Raw genomic sequence first — 22606 nt, 5'->3', positions numbered from 1 at the left:
TCTCGTTTCCAATTTATTTATCTGATGTATTGTGTTTAATGAATGTTGTTCTAATAGTTCGTTTGATGCGAAGCACATCATCCCTATTTTCAGACCTTATCGTCAATACAACTATCGTTATTCTCATTTAAGAAAGACTTTTTGCCACAAGTACGACAAAATATTCTGTCTTGTGAGACGGCAATTATTTTTGCTGAAAAATAAGCCATCGTGACAGTAATACATCCACACCCAAAACTAAAATCCTATGTTTGCCTGTTTTATGCTCCCTTATTCATTGTAGGAATTATTTTTGAAAGCCATTGTTTATACTACTATTGCGTTGATCGCATTTGCCGCAAACTCCCTGTTTTGCCGGATGGCCCTAGCAGCAGGCTATATAGATGCTTGGAGCTTTACTATCATCCGCCTACTGAGTGCAGCTGTTTGCTTAGTGTTTATTATGACGATTCACGCCTACAAACTACAGCGTCAAGTACTCGCCTCTGACAAGCCTTCTATTGATGCTATCTTAAATGATAAAGGCAGTTGGCTCAGTAGCATCAGCTTGGTGATTTACGCGCTGTGTTTTTCGATTGCCTATGTGGCGCTTGATACAGGCACTGGCGCTCTGATCTTATTTTCGGCGGTTCAGCTCACGATGATCAGTTGGGGTATCTACAAAAAAGAGCAGCTCAGCGCACTACAGTGGCTGGCATTTATCGTCGCAGTCGCAGGATTTGTGTATTTGATGTTGCCATCAGCGGCCGTTCCATCACCCAACGCTGCAGCATTGATGGCACTGAGCGGTGCGGCATGGGGCGTCTATAGTATACGCGGTAAATCATGCATCTCACCGCTACGAGCGACAGGCTTTAACTTTGTGCGGAGTTTGGTAGCCGTTCCGATATTGTTACTGGTGGGCCTAATGTATCTGGATGAAATAGGTTTAAAAAACATCAGCTTAGAAAGTATTACGAGCGAAGGGATATTGCTCGCCTGTGCGTCAGGAGCGATCGTATCAGGGCTGGGTTACAGTATTTGGTATACGGCGATGCCATTGTTAAAAACCACACAAGCGGCTATTGTTCAGCTGTGTGTGCCTGTGATTGCGGCTGTACTAGGCGTGATATTTTTATCTGAGCAGCTAACGTTACCATTTATCATTGCCAGTGCAGTTATTTTAGGCGCAGTCTTAGTGTTTACGTTAAATAAAAAAGTGCCAGCCTAGGGCGTGTCACTATTTTAAAAATGGTGATAAAAATGAGATAAATCGCAGACAAATAAGGATAATAGTGCAGACAATATCGAGATATTGACCAGCTATTTGATGCTATTTGTCAAAGATTGAGCCATTTTTAGCTTATTTAGTGATAAATGCTTGAACTAGGGACACGCCTTAGTGAGGATATTACTTATGATGCTCTATCACTAGCTCAGCTAATGACAAAAAGTTCGCGCTATCAATCTATTCTACTAGATAGCATAAAACCGCCCTGATTTATAAAAATCGGGGCGGTTTTGTGTAAGCTATCATATTGAGTTAATGACTCGCTCGCTACCAGTAAAAGCTAAAAGCCTTTAGATAACGGTAACTTCTAAGCGGGTATCTACATTGCCACGAGTGGCATTAGAATATGGGCACACCTGATGTGTGGCTTCGATCAACTGTTGTGCTTGCGCTTCATCAATACCTGATACTTCGACATGCAATTCTATATCCAAGTTGTAGCTACCATCTGCTTTCATACCGATGCCAACTTGCGCAGAAGTTTTAGAAGCGGTGACAGGCAGTTTCATTTGCTGCGCAACCATGCTCAAAGCGCTATCAAAACAAGCGGCATAACCCATAGCAAAAAGCTGCTCTGGATTCACACCTTCTTTATCTTGTTCTTGAAAAGACACCAAATCAAACCCCAATGAACCATCATCTAATCCAGTATGACCAGAACGTCCACCAGTGGCTGTCGCACGAGTTTTATAAAATATTTTCATAGTTTATGCTTCCTTATCTATATTATTAGAGGTCGTACTTACGCTGTTGTGATAAGACTATTATAGAATCGCTGGCAGTTATCCGTTAGAACAGACCTCTATAACTCTTGCCTAATTCTATAAATTTTTATACTATCAGTCAGTCTTAAAAAACAAGCTATCCTCATGAATCAAGAAACCATAGACCGACTTCTTAATATACTGCCTAGGAATCAAACCCTCGAATCTGCTGTCGCAGGGCTATTCTTTTACTGTGCCGATAGACCAAGCAAAGCTGTTAGCTATATCCAAAAGCCAAGCATTTGTATTGTCTTGCAAGGTGAGCGTGAGATTTATTTAGGAGCAGACTGCCAAAGATTCAGTAATAGCCACTTGATGTTTTGTCCTGTCAATATTCCGCTGAGCATGCACATAAAACATGCCTCAGTAGAGAGTGCTGTCATCGTCTTATCTATGAAATTAAATCTCGCCATGATTAGAGAGATATTGGCGCAAATACCCTCTAAAACACCCACAGCAAATGGTCACTTAGGCATAAAGTGGCCGTTAGATGAGGCGATAATGGCGGCATTTGATCGATTGATACGCTTGCTTGATTATCCAAACGATATTGAATTTTTGGCGTCACTGATTCAACAAGAAATATATTATCGACTACTCTCAGCGGAGCAAGGTAACAAGCTTAGACAGTTGGTCGTTGATGGTAGCCATACACACCGTATTGCCCAAGCCACTGACTGGATCAAGTCGCATTTAAATGAGCCTATCATGATAGAGGGTCTAGCCAGTAGATGCGGCATGAGTGTCTCAGGGTTTCACCAGCACTTCAAAGAAATCACCCAGTTGAGTCCACTACAGTATCAAAAAAGCTTAAGATTGATGGAAGCAAAACGATTGATTAAAATACATGGGCAAGGAGCACAAATATCGCAAATAGCCATGCAAGTTGGCTATGAAAGCCCCAGTCAATTTAGCCGAGAATACAAGCGGCTGTTTGGAGTCAGTCCGAGCAGTGAGCTGATGTGATAACTGTCTCACCATTGATACCTATAGCGGCAGGATTTTATTATCGTTGTGATGGTAACTCTAGGACTTATCGATTTTGGCATAACAGACTCAATGTCAGGCCTACCTCGCTTACCTTGGTCAATTTCAAGCACTTATCAACGTGAGGTGGGTGACGCCTTTAGAGCAAAACTATCCCTATAGCGTACTTACAGAACGATTCAATGAATTGATCATTTATCTATTACTACAGATTATTGATTAACTATTCTTCTAACCCTTTCTAGCGCTAACCTCTCGTGGATACAAGAGCTCATCTGAGTATCGAGATATCCACTGATATAGTTGATTCAGTTTAAAAGAGATACAAGGAGGCAACCAAGCGCAGATGTATATGTGATACTTCAAGTGAGGTTAACGCTGTCACTATTTTATAGAGGATTGACTATAAATAGATTTTAAGGCAAATATCTACTCAAGGTATCTCTATACTTTCTTATTTTTTAGCTAAAAGAGATTTGTTATTCGAATAAAAAACAGTTGACTCACTAATATATTCGTATTATAACATATAATATATATTCAAAATATTGGATATATAGCGTAGTTTTTTTATGCACATTTATCGAAAAGCTTGGGGGAGGAAATGACATGATTCGTTTAAGCTACACTCTCAAATGCTGGGCGCTAGGTATCACTTTTTTTTCAGTGTTCTATTTTATGGTCGTCATGAGTGACCCAGGCTTTAGCAAATATATCTATATGCTGGCCCTCAGCACTCTACTCTTCCCCATTGCCAAGCGTGCAGTGGATGTGATGATAGATTTTTTTACCCCAGATCTCGATCTATTTAATGGATTGCTGCCGTCAATTCTGATTAACGTGGTGATTTGGATACTGACACCATTTATCGTAGCACTGACAGTGATTGCGTTCATGCTTTATAGTATGGGCGTGCTCACAGAAAAGATGAGTCATTAAAACCTACTTAAATAAAAGGCCGGAGTAGCAATTGCTGATCTGGCTTTTTATTTAAGTAGGTTTAATTATCGTGATAACTTTTATAGCAGTAAAGTTTTTAGTTAACTATATTAATAATTTTTCTTTATACAGCCAATATCATTTTTTAGCCAGAGATATAACGCCCATTAACGAGTTAGAAACTTTTTTCAACTCATTTCTTTCTTGCAGTTTATCCATAATATATTTGCCACCTGTAGGTATCAAACCAAGACCTACTAAAGGAGCTAACATAGGTGACATTGTTACTGCTAAACTAGCATAACCAATACCAGCCGTATGAATGTGTTTAGCTTTATACTTACTCCTAATACCTTCTATCTCTTTGCGATGTTGACTAACTAAAGCTTCAATATAGGTACAAACTTCTCCAGCAACTATATTTAAGTCTTCTAGCTTAGTAGAAGGTAAGCTATTTACAAGTCCTCTTAATTCTTTCCTAAACAAAACATTCTCATTAGATTGTCGTATATTAATCATTTGATCGTATGGAATGTTAGCTAAAAAATCCATGCGTGGACTTACTAACGCTTTAATTATTGCATTTGTTTTTCTATCTTCATTATTTATTTCAGTAATGAAGCTATTTTTCATTGAACTCACTAGTTGATAATAATGTGCTTGACTATCAATACATAGCAAAGGATTGCTGTTTAGCTCAATAGAATTTTCTAGTAAATGATACTGTGGAATTATTCGCTCACATATAGCATTTATAATTAACTGACTTTCAGAAATATTTAAGTGTTTCTTGCACCATTCTTCACTTCGCCAAATTTTCATTTCTTTTTTATAATGTTCTATTGAGCCTTGAAGTTTACCTCCTGGTTTTTCTCCTGGGGCAACGAACAATCTATTCTCTTGTACTTTTCTAAAAAAAATATCTTTATGACTCTGACTAAATTGATGAGCATCTTCTAAAACCTGAATTCCATCATCTACATAGTATGAAAAAATATCAGTAAGAAGCTGTTTTGTTTGTTGCTGAGTATATGCGTCTTTAGATTCTAACGATTTTTCCCAACTAGGAAATATAATAAAAGGTAAAATATCAAATTGAAAACTATTAAGTGTCCTTAGCTGAAGGATAAAAAATACAGCTTTAAGTACAGGAATATACTGAAACCTCTCCTCAATTCGCTCTCTTTCTAAGTACGGTAATATTGGATCAGGAATTAAAACTGTATCAGCAAATAACAATGAACTCCTTGTAGCATTCAGGTGACTGCCATAAAAACGTGAACTACCTCCCAATACTAACTTACAAGTATTGAGCTCTTGAGCAAATTTATAAACCTCTGTTCCATTTTTAGAATATAAGCTAGTAAGTTTGTCAAAAAAATCAACATAAGGATTTGAGATCCCACTAAACCTCTCTAAATTATTCTTGCTGAATTGTAGAACTTCATCGAAAGAGTGAAAAAATATTGCATCTTTACCTACAAGGCTACTAAAAAGTTCCTCAAGAATTTCTAAATATGTATTTTGATACTTATATAGTTCGTTAATGTTCATTTATTATCCAGAACAACCACTGTGTTGTTGATTATTGCCCAATAGCACAATCCAAATAACGATAAATATCTTTAATAATTTGATGTAAACGCTAATATCAAACCTATAGCTGGATTAGCTCCAAAAGACACGGCATTCAAGATCGACAGGTTATGAGTTTGCTAATCCACCCTGAAAAACTAGTAATATTTTAACTCACCTTATCCCACATTTTACTAAGACGCTTGGGCGAAACTGCCACACGAGTTTTCATCGGCTGAGCAAATAGCTGGATACGATACTCCTCCACCATCCAGCGATATTCGCTAATGGCTTCTTTGTCCGCACGCCCTGCTAACCGCTCCATATGCAAGTCAAGCGCGTAGACACCGTCGAGGTCGGCATCCAAATTATGCTCAAGACGCTCTAAGCGAATCTCTAGTGCCTCAAGATAACGTGGATACTGCTGCCAATGGCTATAATCCATGCGGTAAACAAAATCAGCCAAATACAAATCTTCTAATTGATCTTCGATATCATCGATAGATTCCCCAAATATCTCGCGGTCTAACATCAACAGACTCTGGCGAATACGCTGCCAGCGCGTATAAACATTTTTCAGCGTTTTTATGACGCTTTGACCGGTCAATAAGAAGTTATTTAACACAACTTCTAGCGTCTGTGCATACTCCTCAGGCGTAAACGGTAACTCCTCGCTCAATCCAACTGCGATATCGTCAGCGCTCTCAGGCAGGCTCTCGGTATGATCAAATAACACATAATGCTCTTCAAGCGTAGCATCCAATGTAGCATCAATGACGATTGTTTTTAGCTTTTCCATATCACCAAGCGGTGCAAATGCCAGTTTGAATATTTTATCCACTTGACTGGTGAGCTGTTTTTTCTTTGCGCCAAGCTTCCCTTTAATTAAGGTTAATACGCCGATACGATGCGCTTGTAGTGCGGCATTGACATCGGTGTACTGATGGATCGATACCGCTTCGCCTGCTTCATCAGCCACGAGCGCCGCAAACTGCTTCATAACCACGCCTGCACTATGATGATTTTTGCTAAAGGCAAAATGCTCAGGGAATTCAGTATGCGCGCCTTGTTGCTCATTCACCGCTTGACTGGTCTCAGAGGCATGACGAATCTGTAGCGTTTGTAGATCACGACCTTTTTCGATAATGCGGTTTTTGTCATCGACCACACAGATTTGTGGCTGCAGATAACGATCAATCGTGGAAGGGCTAAAGCTCTCTGGCGTCACCGACATAATACCGCGGCGATTGAGCGCTTGGCACAGCTGTTTTAACAGCCCTTGTCCACCTTGCTGCTGCAACTCATCAAACAAATTATCTGCGGTATCAGGTATCGGGACGATCTGACGACGGATATCTTTTGGCAATGATTTGAGCAACTGCAATACCAGCTCGTAGCGCCAACCAGGTACACCCCATAGTAGCTCAATGGCGTCGAGCTGTGGTAATGCAGCAAGCGGTACGCGTATGGTCACGCCATCATCATCACTTGCTGGATCAAAGACGTAACGCAGTGGCAGTTTTAGATCACCCAGCTTCCATACTTCTGGGAAATCGCCCGTGGTCGGTGCTTGGCTAGTAAGTACGTCTTCATCGGTAAAAAACAGATACTTAGCATCGTTTTTCTCTACCTCTGCGCGCCAGTCTTCAAACGTTTTGCGACTGGCGACGTGCTCGGGAATCTTTTTGTCATAGAACTGATATAGCGTCTCTTCATCAACCAATAGATCTCGGCGACGTAGCTTGTCTTCGATGCGCTCAACATGGGCAATCTTGTCCATATTGTGCTGTAAAAATGGCGCATTACGACCGAAGTTACCAGTCACCAGACCATCACGAATGAAAATCTCTCGTGATTCAGCCAAGTTTACTTGCTCATAATTGGTCAGCTGTTTGCTGATGATAATCAGACCAAATAGGCTGATCTGCGCGTAAGCTTTGACCCGTCCTGTTTTCTTGGACCAATGTGGTTCAAAGTAGTGATATTTAAGCAAATCCCCTGCCGCTGAAATAATCCACTCGGGTTCGATTTTGGCAACGGTACGCATGAAAACTTGCGAGGTTTCAACCATCTCAAAAGCCATGACCCAAGGCGGGATTTGTTTGAACACCGTACTCGCTGGGAATATCTTGGCTTTTTGCTGACGCGCCGCCAAATACTCACCGCGACTTTCGGTTTTATGCGCAATAATAGACAATAGACCCGTCAATAATGCTCTATGCAAATTGGCATATTTGACGGCTTTTAGTTCTTCATCTTCAATCGAGGTTGGGTCATTCTTAGCGACATTTTTATCGGATGCTTGTGCATCACTGGTATCTATCAGCTTAAGATCTGTCACCATTTGTAGCAGTTGACGATGCGTTTGATGCCATTCACGAACACGCGGGAAGCTCAGATAGTTCTTTTTCACAAACTGCTTACGCTGATTACCAGACAGTTTATTGCCGTCTTCGTCTTTTTCAAACAGTGCCTTCCATAGACTCAAATAAAACAAGAAATCTGAATCATCTTGACGGAAGACTGCATGCTTTTGATCCGCTTGCGTACGCTTGTTGGCAGGGCGCTCACGAGGATCTTGCACAGCGAGCGCAGCCACGACAATCAGCATTTCACGAATACAATCAAAGTCAGAACCAGCCACCAGCATACGTGCCAGCCTTGGATCGATTGGCATACGTGCCATTTTCTGACCTGTCGCGGTCAAGCGCAGGTGATCGAGTCCTTTTTGACGTTTTGGCTTATTGGTTTTATCCTGAGCAGCGATGTCCTTTTTGGAAGTGATTGCCCCCAGCTCATCAAGCAATTTATGACCATCCGTAACCAATCGGCTATCAGGCGGCTCAATAAATTCAAAGTCATCGACACTACCTAAACGCAGATTTGCCATCTGTAATATCACGGATGCCAAATTGGTACGTAGAATCTCAGGCTCAGTAAATTCAGGACGACCGTTGAAGTCCTCCTCAGAATATAGGCGAATGCAGACACCTGGCGCGACACGGCCACAACGACCTTTACGCTGGTTGGCAGCCGCTTGCGAAATCGCCTCAATCGGTAGACGCTGTACACGTGAGCGATACGAGTAGCGCGAAATACGCGCAAACCCCAAGTCAATCACATAGCGAATACCCGGCACCGTCAATGCCGTCTCTGCAACGTTGGTCGCAATGACAATTCGTCGACCTCGACCTGATGGCTGAAAGATACGCTGCTGCTCTTCATACGTCTGCCGTGCAAACAGTGGCAACACTTCGGTATGACGTGGACCATGGCGCTCAAGCACTTCTTGCATTTCACGAATTTCCGCCTCGGTCGCAGCAAATATCAAGATATCAGCCTGATCAGCATGGCCTTTATTTTGCGCGTCGCTAAAACACTCCTCGACAGCAGCAACCACCGCACGCGGCAGGTTCTCTTCAAAATCATCATAGCTGTCATCTTCTGAGCTGTTTACTGGCTCATCGGTCAGCGGACGATAACGCACTTCTACTGGAAAACTACGCCCTTCGACGTTAAAGATAGGTGCAGGAACTTGCCGTTTTAGCTTGGCATCATAATGACTAAAGTACTCACTAAAGCGCGTGGTATCGAGGGTCGCTGAAGTGATAATGACTTTTAAATCTGGGCGCTTGGGTAGCATTTTTTTCAGATAACCCATAATAAAATCGATGTTTAAACTACGCTCATGCGCTTCATCAATAATAATCGTATCGTATTTACTCAAAAAACGATCGTGACCCAGCTCAGCCAGCAAAATACCATCGGTCATCAGCTTGACTACAGATTGCGCTGAGCCTTGCTCATTAAAGCGAATCTTAAAACTAACCGTATTACCCAAAGGCTCACCCAGCTCTTCGGCAATACGGTTTGCAACGCTACGAGCCGCCAATCGCCTTGGTTGCGTATGCCCTATCTGTCCGGTAATACCGCGTCCTGCCAGCATGGCAAGCTTAGGCAACTGTGTGGTTTTACCCGAACCTGTCTCACCCGCCACGATAATGACCTGATTATCAATGATCGCTTGTACCAGATCTTCTGCGCGTTGACTAACAGGCAGGTCAAGATTTAATTTGGCAGGTAAGTCACTTGGGATGCTATCAATACGTGCCTGCACTGCTTTTTGAGAGCGCGTTTTTATCTTGTCGTATTGGGCACGCTTCTTGGTAAGGACCTCGTCGTGATTGTTTTTTTGCTCAGAATCATGATTAGATTTTTTATTTTTGAACACCGCAGCGCGCGCCAGCTCTCGTTCGAGACGGCTTAAGTAATAGCTATCTTTAGCAAGTACTGGTAAATCACTCAGTAATTCCGCTGGTCGCTTTGCAATGTTAGTTTCATCTACGGTAGATGTTTTTAGACTGGTATTTTCAAAAGTATCAGACATATTTGCTTAGGCTATTTATTATGTATAAGTGGTTAGATTATGGAGGCAAATGCAGGGTGATTCAAGGTAGTTATGATGCTTGTATGATGCTTAGTTGCAAAGCTGAAGTTTTTTCTATGGCTATGAGGACGATAACGCCTCTATCTAATAATCAATATTAAATCAAGACACACTTAGACCATAAATATTAAATTTCACATCAATAAAGGCATAGAAATGGTCTAAATGAGAAAACTAATGACTAACAGTATAAATAACCTGTTGGTGAGTCGCAGCCCCCACAAAAAAGGTATGCATTTCTTGCAGTGCCAGCCTAGGAAAAGGAAGATGTAGTGACAGTATCAATTTTTCAAACCCTAACATCTCATTAGCTAACTCTTTCGCTATGTCAGGACGAATCTGCGGGTTTTCATAAATATTGTCAATTAACCACGTTAATCGTGGAAATTTTGCGTTATCGTGAATCTGATAAAGGATGGGCAGCATATCATCAGATATCTGACAGCGCGCTTTGCGGATTAGACCACTTTTATAATACATATCTAGTGACATATTAGGATAATTTCCTTAGATTTTTAATACTCAGATAACCCACGTATTCTTTATCTTCTTTGATATCGACACCGCCTGCATCAACGATAAGCTCAATCAACAGCTGAGCATTTGAGAGCAGATCATTCACGTTATAGATATCGTCTATATCTACTTCAAACTTATCATCAATATGTGAAGCGGCGTCGAACGGCGATGCATCATCTTTAAAAGTGAACTGTTTATAAAACTCGCTTTGCTTGGCTTGCTTAATGGCTTGTGCCTTACTGGTGGCGACAATAAGCAATTTATAATGAAACTCTTCAAAACTGCCCTGCTGATAGCCGCCCAAATTTATAAAAAACAGCTTTAAATCAGCACCTTTTGTGATTTGCTTAGCTGTTTCAACCAATTTGATCGCATAGCCATCAACTTTAGTAATCGCTCGATACGAATCAATGTGCCATTTGTTTTTGACTTCTGGCCAATGCTGATTGATATCCTCTACCAGCTCGCTGACGTGATTGGCCACACCAAAAAAGATGTCATGCTGTTCAATCAGGCGACCTTTGGGACGGCCACCAAGTTGAGCCATATATAAAGTTAACATGTAACGCAGTCCTTATAAATTTTTCATTGTAGCTAATTTTAATTGAACATAATATCGAGCGCGTCTTATTACAATACCCGCCCTGTTTTTAAAGCAAATGCCCAATCTCTACGTCCATTTTTGAGCGCCAGTTCTGCTGCTGCTTCATGATCATAAGCGACCTTAATATGCTCAGTCTGCCAGCATTTACCTTGCGCCGTTTCTATACAGGTTATAAGCGCGTAGCTGGCATGAGGCGAATACGTTTGCATCTTATGAAGAATGGGCAAATTATCTTCGTAGGCGGGATAACCCACACTGCCACTATTAATAACCATTTGCCCTGACGATAGTGTCACCGTGCGCGGAATATGCGTATGTCCACAGATAATGACAGGGCTGGCCATACCATTTAATAATGATAAAATGTTCGAGTCGCTACGTACTGTCGGTGCGCCTGTTGCGATATCTTCAAGCAAATATACCATGTCATCAGTTGGCGTCCCATGACAAAGATAAACATCCTCACTTAAATGACAATCAAACGGTAAAGCGCGCATCCATTCAATCGCGCCTTTGGAAAGATCACTGACAATAAAATCCATCGTTGGGTTATCAGCGACTTCTCCCATGGTTGATAAATTCAGCGCCTCATAAATCTGCCTATCTTAATTACCCCGAATGGTAACAATATCATCTCGATGGGCCATTAGTAATTCATAGGTCGCCTTAGGCGCTATCGGCCCATATAAAATATCACCAAGATTGACGATTTGATTGACATCGCGCTTTTTGATATCAGCAAGCACAGCGTCAAGCGCGAAGACATTACTATGAATATCTGAAATAGCAGCGATTGTAATGCAATTTTTATTATTGAATGTCGTCATAATGTCTATTATCCCCATAAGTTATAATGTAATAAATTAAGAGAGTATAAAAAATAAAAACCTGATGCCTCATTAATATTGGGACATCAGGTATTATTTATCATGGTAATGCTAATGGTTCGTTAGACTTATAGTAGGAAGAAATACGCCCAACAGCCAACGATAACAGTAGAGATAATATTAAGGATGACACCTGTACGTACCATCTCTGTTTGCTTGATCAAACCTGTACCAAATACGATAGCGTTTGGCGGCGTGGCAACTGGTAGCATAAAGGCACAAGATGCACCGATACCAATAATGAGAACCAATACTTCGCTCGGTATACCCATGTGCTCGGCAATTGCCGCAAATACAGGGACTAAGAGCGCAGCTGATGCCGTGTTTGATGCAAACTCTGTCAAGAAAATAATAAAAGCTGAGATTGCAAGCATCACAACCAATAGTGGCGCGGTTTGTAAGCCATTAGCAACCGTCTCACCCAGTACTAATGACGCACCTGATACTTTTAGAATATTTGATAGCGCAATACCGCCACCAAATAACATCAATACACCCCAATCCGTGTTGTCTGATACTTGTTTCCAAGACACCAGCCCCAGACTCACGACCGCCACTGCTGCAAGCAATGCAACAACGGCATCTGTATCTTCGATACCAACTGCAGCACCAATTTGCTTAGACAATATCCAGCTCACCGCTGTTATAATAAAAACAGCAATTGTCAATACGCGCGGCTTGGTCCAATGAATAGTTTCATCCTGTTGCAAGGTCATCGTGCGGTTTAGATTAGGCTTTAGAAATAGGTACATCGCGCCCAACAATACTGGCAATAGTATCAGCATCATTGGAATACCAAATTTCATCCAATCAACAAACGCGATATCCAACGCTTTTGCGGCGATCGCATTTGGTGGCGAGCCGACAATCGTACCCAAACCACCGAGACTTGCTGAATACGCAATACCGAGCAGTACAAACACAAATGTACCGCGATCTTCTTTACTGTCCACTTGCGTCAAAATACCGAGAGCAAGCGGTAGCATCATTGCCGTTGTCGCCGTATTTGAGATCCACATTGACAAAAACGCAGTCACGCCAAAAATCAATAGTACAGCGGTACTTAGCTTACCACCTGATAACGAAAGAATTTTTAGCGCAATCTTTCTATCAAGCTTTTGTACATGTAACGCGGCCGCCAAGGCAAAACCACCAAAGAAGAGATAAATAATGGGACTGGCAAAGCTTTGCAGACCGACTTCAGCATTAAAATCAGGAATGCCAATTAATGTCCCAACCACAACCACCAAGATCGCAGTGATTGTGACGTGTATCGCCTCAGTGAGCCATAGCACGCCGATAAAAAACAGCATTGCTAGCCCTTTGTTAGCACTGACCTCAAATGGCAATACACTGTAAATAATAAAACTAATGATTGCCGCAATGGCGACCACGATCAATCCTTTTCCCGTTCCCTTTGGGAATGTATCCGTAAATAAATACTCGTTACCATCATCAGGAATATGGCTATCCAGCTTTTTCTCTGACATAAATTATCCTTATCGCATCCAAAGTGAGTATGAAGTCAAAATTATTGCAACACACACTTATTTTAAGACATCATGATATTCATATAGCGAACATTACGCGCGAAAATATCATATCAGAATAACTTATATATGAATACATTTTGATTAATTTTGTTTTTTTAGGATGTCTGTTTGATTCGTTAATGATAATCACCTCTCGACTTTGTGAGATTTTTCAATAGTAGCTCTCTCACTACTTTGTTCTCACTGCTTTGAATGGACGCCTTGGTTGATAAAAATTACATAAAGCATTCAAACATTCATCATTTGGGGCTATACAAGTAAAAACCGATACCACATAATTTTAGGGTTAGATAGATAATCATCAATAAAAACAAGAGGAATGACACTATGACAGATGCAAATAAAACCGATGCAACCACAAAAATGGCGCCAAAAGACATCAATCAAGATAGTCTGGCCAAAGAAGATCAACAGCGTACTGACGACTCAGCGTTAGATATGATGCAAGGTATGCATGAGCATGAAGATCATCAAGAAGAAGGCGCAAAATAAAAGATGGCAGAACGGCAGATAAAGCCAGTTATCTAGTATTAACAGCAAAAATAAGAAGCGCTTGTCATGATGATGAGCGCTTTTTTAGTTTTGTTTCTCTTTGTTCTGGCAAGTGATTGGAGACATAGTTATATATAAATGCTGCTGTTAGAACGATTGCGATGGGTACAAACAACGCATCATAGCCAACTTTGGCAAACAAAAAAGCCCCCACTGTACTGCCACCGCAGAAGCAATACCAGATAACGGCCTGAAAGCCCAATGTCGGCTTACTAATGGAGCGACCCGCAAGCCAGTTACCGATTGCTGCACCCATATCGGATGTCAGTCCTGTCAAATGAGTTGTGCGAATAACTGCTCCACTATAAGTGGCTACCATCGCGTTTTGTAATCCGCAGGCCATCGCTGCTGCCAATTGTCCGAGATAGTCATGCTGCTGATATAACCAGTAGGCAGCTATTAGTAATGCTGCTTCAAAATATAGCGCACGCCCGTAACGACGGCCTAGTGTTAAGGATGTCTGCCCAATGACAAAACCGCTTAATATTGCCCCTGACAAAAAAGACAATAGTAGCGCACCGATATACAAAATACTATGAGAATCTGAGTAAGCGATAGCTGCAGCAAATAAGCTAACGTTACCGGTGACATGCGAGACTGATAAATTGGCAAATCCCATCAATGCGGTTGTATTCACGCAGCCGGCGCTAAATGCCAATACTGCCCCACCCCACAATATCCACTTTGGTAACTTGGTTATCATATTTGTCACCTAAAGGTCTACTGCCAAAAAGACCCATAGTATAACGAGAAAAGGCAGCCAATTGGCTGCCTTTTCAATTTCAATAGCTGAGTGAATCATTGGTAATGACCATCAACGCAAAAAATACTTAAATGATTATTGCGCTGGCTCATCCAGCATCATCAACTGCTCACTGATAGCGACGGTATTAAAACCTGCATCAACAAACATGATCTCACCCGTGATACCAGATGCCCACGGAGATAATAGGAATAGTGCTGCGTTACCTACTTCCATCTGATTGACATTACGTTGTAGTGGTGCGATTTTTTCGCTGATATCGAGCATTTTACGGAATGATTTGATGCCACTAGCAGCTAGCGTGCGAATTGGACCTGCTGAGATCGCATTGACACGGATACCTTCGCCGCCCATAGAAGTCGCTAAGTAGCGCACGCTGGCTTCAAGACTGGCTTTTGCCATACCCATGACATTGTAGTTTGGCAATACTGAGATACTGCCTTCATAAGTTAATGTCAGCATAGAACCATGACGCATTGCAAGCAACTCACGAGCTGCTTTTGCCAATGCCACAAAGCTGTAGCTAGAGATATCATGTGCTATGTGGCTGCCTTCACGCGTAGTAGCATTGACAAAGTCACCATCTAGCTGATCCATTGGGGCAAAACCAATGGCGTGTACCACACCATCAATACCATCACCCCAATGCGCAGTTACTTGCTCAAAACAAGCAGCAATCGACTCATCAGAGGCGACATCACACTCTAGCACCAAATCCGCTTCGAACTGTTCGGCAGCCATGTCCACACGCTTTTTGATTTTATCATTCGGATAAGTCAGGATCAGTGAGGCGCCTTCGCGGTGTAGCGCTTCTGCAATAGCCCAAGCGATAGAGAGTTTACTTGCGATGCCAGTTACGACAAATCGTTGTCCTTGCAATAGCATAAGATTTCCTTTTGAATCAATCGAGATGATTTAGAATATAGGTTTATTTAGAGTAATTAGAAAGTGACGCGTCATGAAATGATGCAAATCAAAAGATGACTTATTATACACGAATTATACACGAATTCATTTAAGTAAACAGTCGTAAACTGTACTTGGTTACTATCATTAGTATCTCAATAATACTAATGAAATATCATCATGGTCACCGTTCTAATTGTATCTCTGACAGCCCTGTAATGACTAAACTCTGAACTACTCACCACAGCAGTATGAAGTTCAGCAGATTTCGAGTATAATCACAGCCCTTCCCAGCTTGCACAATTTTATAAGAATCCTGACATGATAGGATTCAACGTTAAGCTACACCCACATTTTGGATGGCTGCCAAACTTATGAGTAACACCCCAATAATAACCCCAGATTATAAAGAAAGTACCGAATCCTATCGCCAACTGATTGGTTCGACTGGCGAAGACTTGAATCGTCCTGGTTTATTAGACACGCCTGTACGTGCGGCAAAGGCTTTTGCTCACTTAACCAAAGGCTATCATCAAAGCATAGATGAAGTGGTCAATGATGCTGTCTTTCCATCAGCCAATCGTGAGCTAGTACTGGTACAGAACATTGAGTTTTATTCACTGTGCGAGCATCATATGCTACCGTTCCATGGTGTGGCTCATATTGGCTACCTGCCTGATGGTCAAGTACTGGGGCTGTCGAAGTTTGCCCGTATTGTCGATATGTTTGCTCGTCGTCTACAAATACAAGAAAACCTGAGTGAACAGATTGCACAAACCATCATGGATGTTACTGGCTGTCGCGGCGTGGCGGTAGTCATGGATGCCTCGCACATGTGTATGATGATGCGCGGTGTCAGCAAACAGCATTCAACCACGCGTAGTACCGCGATGCTTGGTGAGTATCAACACAACAATCAAGCTCGTAATGAGTTTTTGGGTGCCGTCCCTAAGCGCCAACTGGCGTTTTAAACACTTGTAAATCTACTCTAAACGCTTGAAAGTAAGACAAAAAAAGGACGCTAATGCGTCCTTTTTGTTTTAGCTATACAAAGTAAGATTTCAAGTTTTAGCAAATCAAGCTCATAGTCTTTGCCGTATACGCCAGAGTCTTGCAATGATTGTTACGATAACCAGGCCAATCATTGTAGACGATAATATGCGATTCATAAAAATCTCCCAAACATAATATCATTTGACTATCGTAACGCTTATGTATCAATAAAACATTCCTGTATTGTTATATACTTACAATTTATTAAGTTATTTTTTATTAATTAAGTCGTAGCACAAGATAAATTACAAGATGATTTGATCATGACACAGGCTTTAGGATGGTTAACATATAGAGATAAACTATTTTATTTCAATATCTTATATTGTTTTAAACGTGTTAAAAAAGCCTATCCTCAAAAGAGTCATAGGCTTTTTTTGTCTATCATAAGTCTATCAGTACAAGTACAATGCTATGATGCTTTCTGAGTGTCTTTATCAGCACTCTCATCACTTACTTGCTTAATTTTCGTTAAAATTTCCTTAATTTCAGCTGCTGAGAGATAGGTTGGTACGGCATAAGTATCACTGACTTCTTTTGCTGCTGCTTTTGCAATATCATCAAAATCACTGGCCTGCATACCGCTAACGGTCGGATCAATATTTAAATTTGCGATAAGCGCTCTGACTTGTACGATGAGATGATCTGCTATTTCTTTATCACCATGACCAGCTTGGCCGTCTGCTACCATACCCGTTCTTTTTGCCAGTGCGGCCAGTCTCTGCTTGCTTGCTTTACGATTAACATCAAGCACATAAGGCAACACAATCGCATTAGCACGACCATGAGGAATGCTATAGTAGGCACCTAATTGGTGAGCAATGGCATGCACATAACCCAAGCCCGCTTTGTTAAAGGCGATACCACCATAATGGGCGGCAATTCCCATCTCTTCTCTTGCTTTTAGATTGCCACCATCTTTGTAAGCTAATGGTAGATAATGCATGACAGATTTGACGGCAGAGGCTGCATAGTAGTCCGTTTCCACGCTGGCATTGGCACTCATCCATGCTTCTAATGCATGGGTCAATACATCAATACCCGTATCAGCGGTGATGTGTGCTGGCATACCTTTCATGATAATGGGGTCAATCGCTGCGGCGAGCGGCACCATTCTTGGATCAATAGACAATGCTTTTTGGTGTGTTTTATCATCAGATATCACTGCACCAAGGGTTGCCTCTGAGCCAGTACCGGCAGTCGTCGGCACGCAATATAATGGCGCGGAGGGTTTTCTTGCTTTAAGAATACCAATCAGTTGCTGAGGCTTGCATTTATTGCCTTGAGACATAGCGATCATTTTGGCAGCATCGATCACTGAACCGCCGCCGATGGCGATAATAGCGTCGCAATTTGCTGCTATAGATTGGCGCAGTCCTTCTTTGACTACGTTAAAAGTAGGGTCTGGTGTAATGCCATCATAGACATGATAGCTGATATTTTTTGCATCTAGATAATCAGTGACTTTTGCAGGGATACCGAGTTTGTTTAGCACGGCATCAGTGACGATAAAGACATTGGTATTGCCTTCGTTGATGAGCATGTCGCATAGCTCATTACAGGCAGCCTCACCGACAAACAACATCGGTCTTCTGATAGGTATCACGTAAGAGACTGCTTTTAGCACTTTAGCGCGTGTCTTAGCCACTGCCAAATAACCAGCATACTGCAAGCTGTTATTCTTTACTAATTTAGTAATACTGTTTTGTTTTTTCATGGGTACAAAAATCCTTTTTAATGATGATTTTAACCGCGATAACAATAGTTTGAGCTAGTTGATAAAGGCTAAACGACGTTTGCCAATAGCAGAGTAGATAAGTATATGTACAGCAAGGATGTTTGAATAAAGCAAACCACTGTCTAGCATGATTGTACCACTGCCTTTTTTGGTATGTCGCTATTATTGTGTACTGCTCGCCTTTAATAACTGCTTGGCATACGGATGCTGTGGCTGGCTAAAGATATCTTCTGTGAGCCCAGACTCCACGCATGCCCCTTGTTTTAGTACCATAATATGCTGACATAGTGCGCGTACTACTTTGAGATCATGACTGATAAAGACATAACTTATTTGCAGCTTTTGTTGAATTTCACGCAATAAACTGACCACCGTTACCTGCGTGGTACTGTCAAGCGCAGAGGTAGGCTCGTCCAATATAAGTAGGCTCGGTTTCATGATGAGTGCGCGCGCCAATGCCACGCGTTGACGTTGACCGCCGGACAGCTCATGCGGATAACGCTGCGCGAATGCTAAAGGTAAATGGACGGTAGCCAAACTCTCCATCACCGCCTGCTGACGCGCGTCTTTATCCACGCCTTGTACCAACAGTCCTTCTTCCACAATTTGCATGACCGTCATACGAGGGTTGATACTGGCAAAAGGGTCTTGAAACACCATTTGAATCTGCGAGCGAAAGTTACGTAGCGCTTTTTTGGACAGTGCTGAGATATCTTGCCCATTCACCACTATTTGTCCATGCACTCGTGCTTGATTGCCAAGCAGCTGACTCAGCGCCAGTGCAATGGTGGTTTTGCCAGATCCAGACTCACCGACGATCCCTAATGCCTGTCCTTTTTGCAAGGTCATATCAACAGCTTTGACCGCATCAAACCAACGTTTTGTACTCCCAAATAGACTTTTTTCGATTGAGAATTGTACGTTGAGATTGCTCACTTTTAATACAGTTGATGGTCCATCTGCATGATCTGCTACTGGCTGTAGCGCTTGACCGAAGTCTTGCTGAATGAGCGTGCGAGTATAATCTGCCTTGGGTTGATCAAATACCGCCGACGTTTGACCCTGCTCAATCGTCTGACCTTGGCGCATCACGATAACCTCATCACTATAGCGCCTGACCAGATTGAGATCATGGCTGATTAATATCATCGCCATATTATGCTGGTATTTAAGATCATTCAGTAGTGCCAAAATCTCATGCTGTAATGTCACATCAAGTGCGGTGGTTGGCTCATCAGCGATCAAGATATCAGGCTGCTGAGCCAATGCCATCGCAATCATTACTCGCTGACGCTGACCACCTGACAACTCATGTGGATAACGATTCAACTTGTCAGCGGGATCCGTGATATTGACATCATTTAGCAAGGCAATGCTGGTGTCTCGCCATTGCTTTTTGGGTACGCCGCTTAAACGCAGTGATTCAGCGATTTGTTTTGCAACGGTATGTAGCGGATTCAGCGCTGTCATCGGCTCTTGAAATACCATACCGATCCGCTGCCCACGAATAGCACGTAATGCGGCATTACGCGATTTGTCATTCGCTATCGGTAGTTGAGACATGCCTGCTGTACTTGCCAGCTGAACCTCACCCCTAATCGTCAAATTCTCTGGTAGCAGACCTAGTAACGCAAGACTGGCAATCGATTTGCCAGATCCTGACTCACCAACGATAGCCAGAGTTTGCCCTTGTCTTAGCTCATAAGACAGCGCATCGACCAGCTGGATGCCTGTAGCAGTTGTGATACTTAGGCTATCTACTGTCAGCATGAGCTTGTCTTGCGCGCGATTAAGATTTTCATTTGGCGCGTTGTATTGCTCGGTAGCCATAATATTATCGGTCATATCAAGAGCGCCTCGGATCAAACGCATCACGCAGTGCTTCGCCGACGAAGATGAGCAATGACAAAATAAAGGTCAAACTAAAAAACCCTGACAAAGCCAGCCAAGGGGCATCAAGGTTATTTTTTCCTTGTACCATCAGCTCACCCAAAGACGGCGAGCCAGGCGGCAACCCATAACCCAAAAAGTCCAGCGCGGTCAACGCAATGATATTGGCCGTTAAGATAAACGGTAGCTGCGACAAGCTTGAGGCTAACGCATTGGGTAAAATATGCCTGAGCATGATTTGGCTATCAGACACACCGAGATTACGCGCGGCACGCACATAGTCAAAATTACGGGCACGTAAGAACTCTGCTCTTACCAAACCGACCAGCCCCATCCAACCAAATAACAGCATCATGGCAAATAGCATGATAATACTGGGACTAAACAGACTGACCAAAATAATAATCATAAATAGCTGAGGCATACCGCCCCATACTTCCATAAAGCGCTGCCCTGCCAGATCTACCCAGCCGCCATAATAGCCTTGTATTGCACCGACAATAATACCGATGAGAGCACCAGCGAGCGTCAGCGCCAGACCAAACAACAATGAGACGCGCATACCATAAAGTATCCTTGCGAGCACATCGCGACCCATATCATCAGTGCCAAGCCAGTTCTGAGCGTTTGGAGCCGCTGGATAAGGCAGACCAAGCTCGACATTGGGTGTCTGATCAGCAAACGGAATAGGCGGCATTATATAAAACCCTTGCTCATCAATCAGCGACTGCACTGCAGGATCTTTATAATTGGTTTCGGTCTCAAATACACCGCCAAATGTCGTTTCAGGATAGGCCTTTAATACCGGAAAATAATAATCGCCTTGATATTGCACCAGTAAAGGTTTGTCATTGGCAATGACGTTAGCTGCCATGCAAATGACAAATATCACTGCAAAAACAAACAGTGATATTACCCCAAGACGATTTTGGCGAAAGCGATTTAAACGCGCTTGCCAAATGGGGTTTAAGCGCTGCTTTTTCGGTAGCGCTACCTGAGGATTGTGCTCAGGCTTTGGCGCTTTATCTGATTCGCTATTAATAGTACTGCTCTTTGATGAAGATTGATTATTTGACATTAGCGCCCCTCAAAATCAATACGGGGATCAATTAAGTGATAGCTTAAGTCGCTGATTAATTGCAGTAGCAGCCCCACTAAGGTGAAGATAAATAGCGTGCCAAATATCACTGGATAGTCGCGTTGTTGAATGGCCTCAAAACCTAACAAACCCAACCCATCTAGTTTAAAGATGATCTCAATCAAAAAGTTACCGGCAAAGAAAATACCAACGATAGCGGCTGGGATACCTGCGATGATAATTAACATAGCATTGCGAAATACATGACCATACAACACCTGACCCTCACCCAGTCCCTTTGCGCGAGCGGTCAATACATACTGCTTGCCCAACTCTTCTAAAAAGCTAAATTTGGTCAGATACGTCAAGCCCGCAAAACCACCTACGGTACTGGCTAGCAGCGGTAGTGCCAAATGCCAAAAGTAATCTTTCACCTTACCAAGCGCGCTGAGCTGGTCAAAATTTTCGGACGTGAGCCCTTGTAGCGGGAAAATATTCCAATAGGTGCCACCTGCGAAAAATACCAATAAAATAACTGCAAAGACAAACACAGGTATCGCATGTCCAATAGCCAGCAGCATGGCAGTGAATTTATCAATGCCTGAGCCATGATGCATCGCTTTATACACCCCTAAAGGAATGGCGATCAGATAAATGAGTAGCGTACTCCAAAGACCAAGCGATATCGAGACTGGTAGCTTCTCTATAATGAGATCGGTCACCGACTGTCCTTTAAAAAACGACTCACCAAAATCTAGCTGAGCGTAGTTCTTTAACATAAGCCAAAATCGCTCTGGAGCGGATTTATCAAAGCCATATTGAGCATTAATAGCAGCGACCATTTCCTCAGAGAGACCGCGCGTTCCTTGATAAGTGCTGTCATTGCCACCTGCACTGCCCGCGCCAATATTACCACCAAGTGCGTTGTCTTTTGACCCCTGCTCAATAAGGGCAAGCTGCTGCTCAACAGGTCCGCCTGGTGCCGCTTGTACGATTACAAAGTTGGCAAGCAATATCAAAAATAGTGTCGGTAATATCAGTAGGAGTCTTTTTAAGATATAACGACCCATAATGGCGACTT

The 22606-nt window shown here is 42.4% G+C and carries 19 protein-coding genes; 5 read left to right on the top strand and 14 right to left on the bottom strand.

Going from position 1 to position 22606, the window contains the following annotated elements:
* Window positions 1-292: 292 nt before the first annotated feature.
* Window positions 293-1210 carry an EamA family transporter gene (locus AC58CZ_RS10205; RefSeq protein ID WP_494224790.1) on the top strand — a complete coding sequence of 306 codons (918 nt, stop codon included), beginning with the start codon at window positions 293-295 and terminating at the stop codon, window positions 1208-1210.
* Window positions 1211-1560: 350 nt separating this feature from the next.
* Here the strand turns inward: AC58CZ_RS10205 and AC58CZ_RS10200 are convergent, their stop codons facing one another.
* A complete protein-coding gene (locus tag AC58CZ_RS10200) occupies window positions 1561-1974 on the bottom strand; it encodes an organic hydroperoxide resistance protein (protein ID WP_284719382.1) in 414 nt (137 codons plus the stop codon).
* A 165-nt stretch (window positions 1975-2139) separates the two neighbouring features.
* On the opposite strand from AC58CZ_RS10200, the gene AC58CZ_RS10195 reads away from it, so the two are divergent.
* Entirely contained in the window at window positions 2140-3000 is an 861-nt protein-coding gene (locus tag AC58CZ_RS10195; protein WP_494224791.1) for an AraC family transcriptional regulator N-terminal domain-containing protein, read from the top strand.
* A 630-nt stretch (window positions 3001-3630) separates the two neighbouring features.
* Window positions 3631-3960 (top strand): hypothetical protein, encoded by a 330-nt coding sequence (locus AC58CZ_RS10190; protein ID WP_058024686.1) that lies wholly within the window; start codon window positions 3631-3633, stop codon window positions 3958-3960.
* A gap of 138 nt (window positions 3961-4098) precedes the next feature.
* Here AC58CZ_RS10190 and AC58CZ_RS10185 read toward each other — a convergent pair whose 3' ends face one another.
* The 7 genes from AC58CZ_RS10185 to AC58CZ_RS10155 all read right to left on the bottom strand — a co-directional run bounded on the left by AC58CZ_RS10185 (window position 4099) and on the right by AC58CZ_RS10155 (window position 13482).
* Window positions 4099-5514 (bottom strand): hypothetical protein, encoded by a 1416-nt coding sequence (locus AC58CZ_RS10185; RefSeq protein WP_494224792.1) that lies wholly within the window; start codon window positions 5512-5514, stop codon window positions 4099-4101.
* Between the two features lie 190 nt (window positions 5515-5704).
* Window positions 5705-9922: an ATP-dependent RNA helicase HrpA gene (hrpA, locus tag AC58CZ_RS10180; protein ID WP_494224793.1), complete on the bottom strand. Its 4218-nt coding sequence runs from the start codon at window positions 9920-9922 to the stop codon at window positions 5705-5707.
* A 234-nt stretch (window positions 9923-10156) separates the two neighbouring features.
* Entirely contained in the window at window positions 10157-10474 is a 318-nt protein-coding gene (locus AC58CZ_RS10175; protein ID WP_494224794.1) for a hypothetical protein, read from the bottom strand.
* 1 nt (window position 10475) lies between these two features.
* Window positions 10476-11063: a DUF1543 domain-containing protein gene (locus AC58CZ_RS10170; protein WP_494224795.1), complete on the bottom strand. Its 588-nt coding sequence runs from the start codon at window positions 11061-11063 to the stop codon at window positions 10476-10478.
* 68 nt (window positions 11064-11131) lie between these two features.
* On the bottom strand, window positions 11132-11674 hold the full coding sequence (locus tag AC58CZ_RS10165; protein WP_494224796.1) for a metallophosphoesterase family protein: 543 nt from the start codon (window positions 11672-11674) through the stop codon (window positions 11132-11134).
* 36 nt (window positions 11675-11710) lie between these two features.
* Window positions 11711-11932, bottom strand: a complete 222-nt coding sequence (locus AC58CZ_RS10160; RefSeq protein WP_494224797.1) for a metallophosphoesterase — start codon at window positions 11930-11932, stop codon at window positions 11711-11713.
* A 128-nt stretch (window positions 11933-12060) separates the two neighbouring features.
* Entirely contained in the window at window positions 12061-13482 is a 1422-nt protein-coding gene (locus AC58CZ_RS10155) for a DASS family sodium-coupled anion symporter (RefSeq protein ID WP_494224798.1), read from the bottom strand.
* Window positions 13483-13872: 390 nt separating this feature from the next.
* On the opposite strand from AC58CZ_RS10155, the gene AC58CZ_RS10150 reads away from it, so the two are divergent.
* A complete protein-coding gene (locus tag AC58CZ_RS10150; protein ID WP_167669405.1) occupies window positions 13873-14037 on the top strand; it encodes a hypothetical protein in 165 nt (54 codons plus the stop codon).
* Window positions 14038-14101: 64 nt separating this feature from the next.
* On the opposite strand, the gene AC58CZ_RS10145 is transcribed toward AC58CZ_RS10150, so the two are convergent.
* Both AC58CZ_RS10145 and AC58CZ_RS10140 read right to left on the bottom strand, forming a co-directional pair.
* Entirely contained in the window at window positions 14102-14800 is a 699-nt protein-coding gene (locus AC58CZ_RS10145; RefSeq protein WP_494224799.1) for a DUF1275 family protein, read from the bottom strand.
* Between the two features lie 135 nt (window positions 14801-14935).
* Window positions 14936-15745 (bottom strand): enoyl-ACP reductase FabI, encoded by an 810-nt coding sequence (locus AC58CZ_RS10140; protein WP_165596971.1) that lies wholly within the window; start codon window positions 15743-15745, stop codon window positions 14936-14938.
* 395 nt (window positions 15746-16140) lie between these two features.
* Between AC58CZ_RS10140 and folE the strand changes: the two genes are divergently transcribed.
* A complete protein-coding gene (gene folE / locus AC58CZ_RS10135; protein ID WP_494224800.1) occupies window positions 16141-16737 on the top strand; it encodes a GTP cyclohydrolase I FolE in 597 nt (198 codons plus the stop codon).
* Window positions 16738-17231: 494 nt separating this feature from the next.
* Here the strand turns inward: folE and AC58CZ_RS10130 are convergent, their stop codons facing one another.
* The 4 genes from AC58CZ_RS10130 to yejB all read right to left on the bottom strand — a co-directional run bounded on the left by AC58CZ_RS10130 (window position 17232) and on the right by yejB (window position 22595).
* Window positions 17232-18536: an iron-containing alcohol dehydrogenase gene (locus AC58CZ_RS10130; protein WP_494224801.1), complete on the bottom strand. Its 1305-nt coding sequence runs from the start codon at window positions 18534-18536 to the stop codon at window positions 17232-17234.
* Between the two features lie 183 nt (window positions 18537-18719).
* The gene (locus tag AC58CZ_RS10125) at window positions 18720-20387 is read right to left on the bottom strand and encodes a dipeptide ABC transporter ATP-binding protein (RefSeq protein WP_494224822.1); all 1668 of its coding nucleotides are present in this window, start codon (window positions 20385-20387) and stop codon (window positions 18720-18722) included.
* A 16-nt stretch (window positions 20388-20403) separates the two neighbouring features.
* Window positions 20404-21525 (bottom strand): microcin C ABC transporter permease, encoded by a 1122-nt coding sequence (locus AC58CZ_RS10120; protein ID WP_494224802.1) that lies wholly within the window; start codon window positions 21523-21525, stop codon window positions 20404-20406.
* Window positions 21525-22595, bottom strand: coding sequence for a microcin C ABC transporter permease YejB (gene yejB / locus AC58CZ_RS10115; protein WP_093070793.1), 1071 nt, complete (start codon window positions 22593-22595; stop codon window positions 21525-21527). The genes AC58CZ_RS10120 and yejB overlap by 1 nt, the downstream gene beginning before the upstream one ends.
* Window positions 22596-22606: the final 11 nt, after the last annotated feature.

It is taken from the genome of Psychrobacter sp. CR212, from assembly GCF_059693765.1.
Note: the sequence above shows the minus strand (reverse complement) of the source record. Positions and strands in the feature narration are given on the sequence as shown.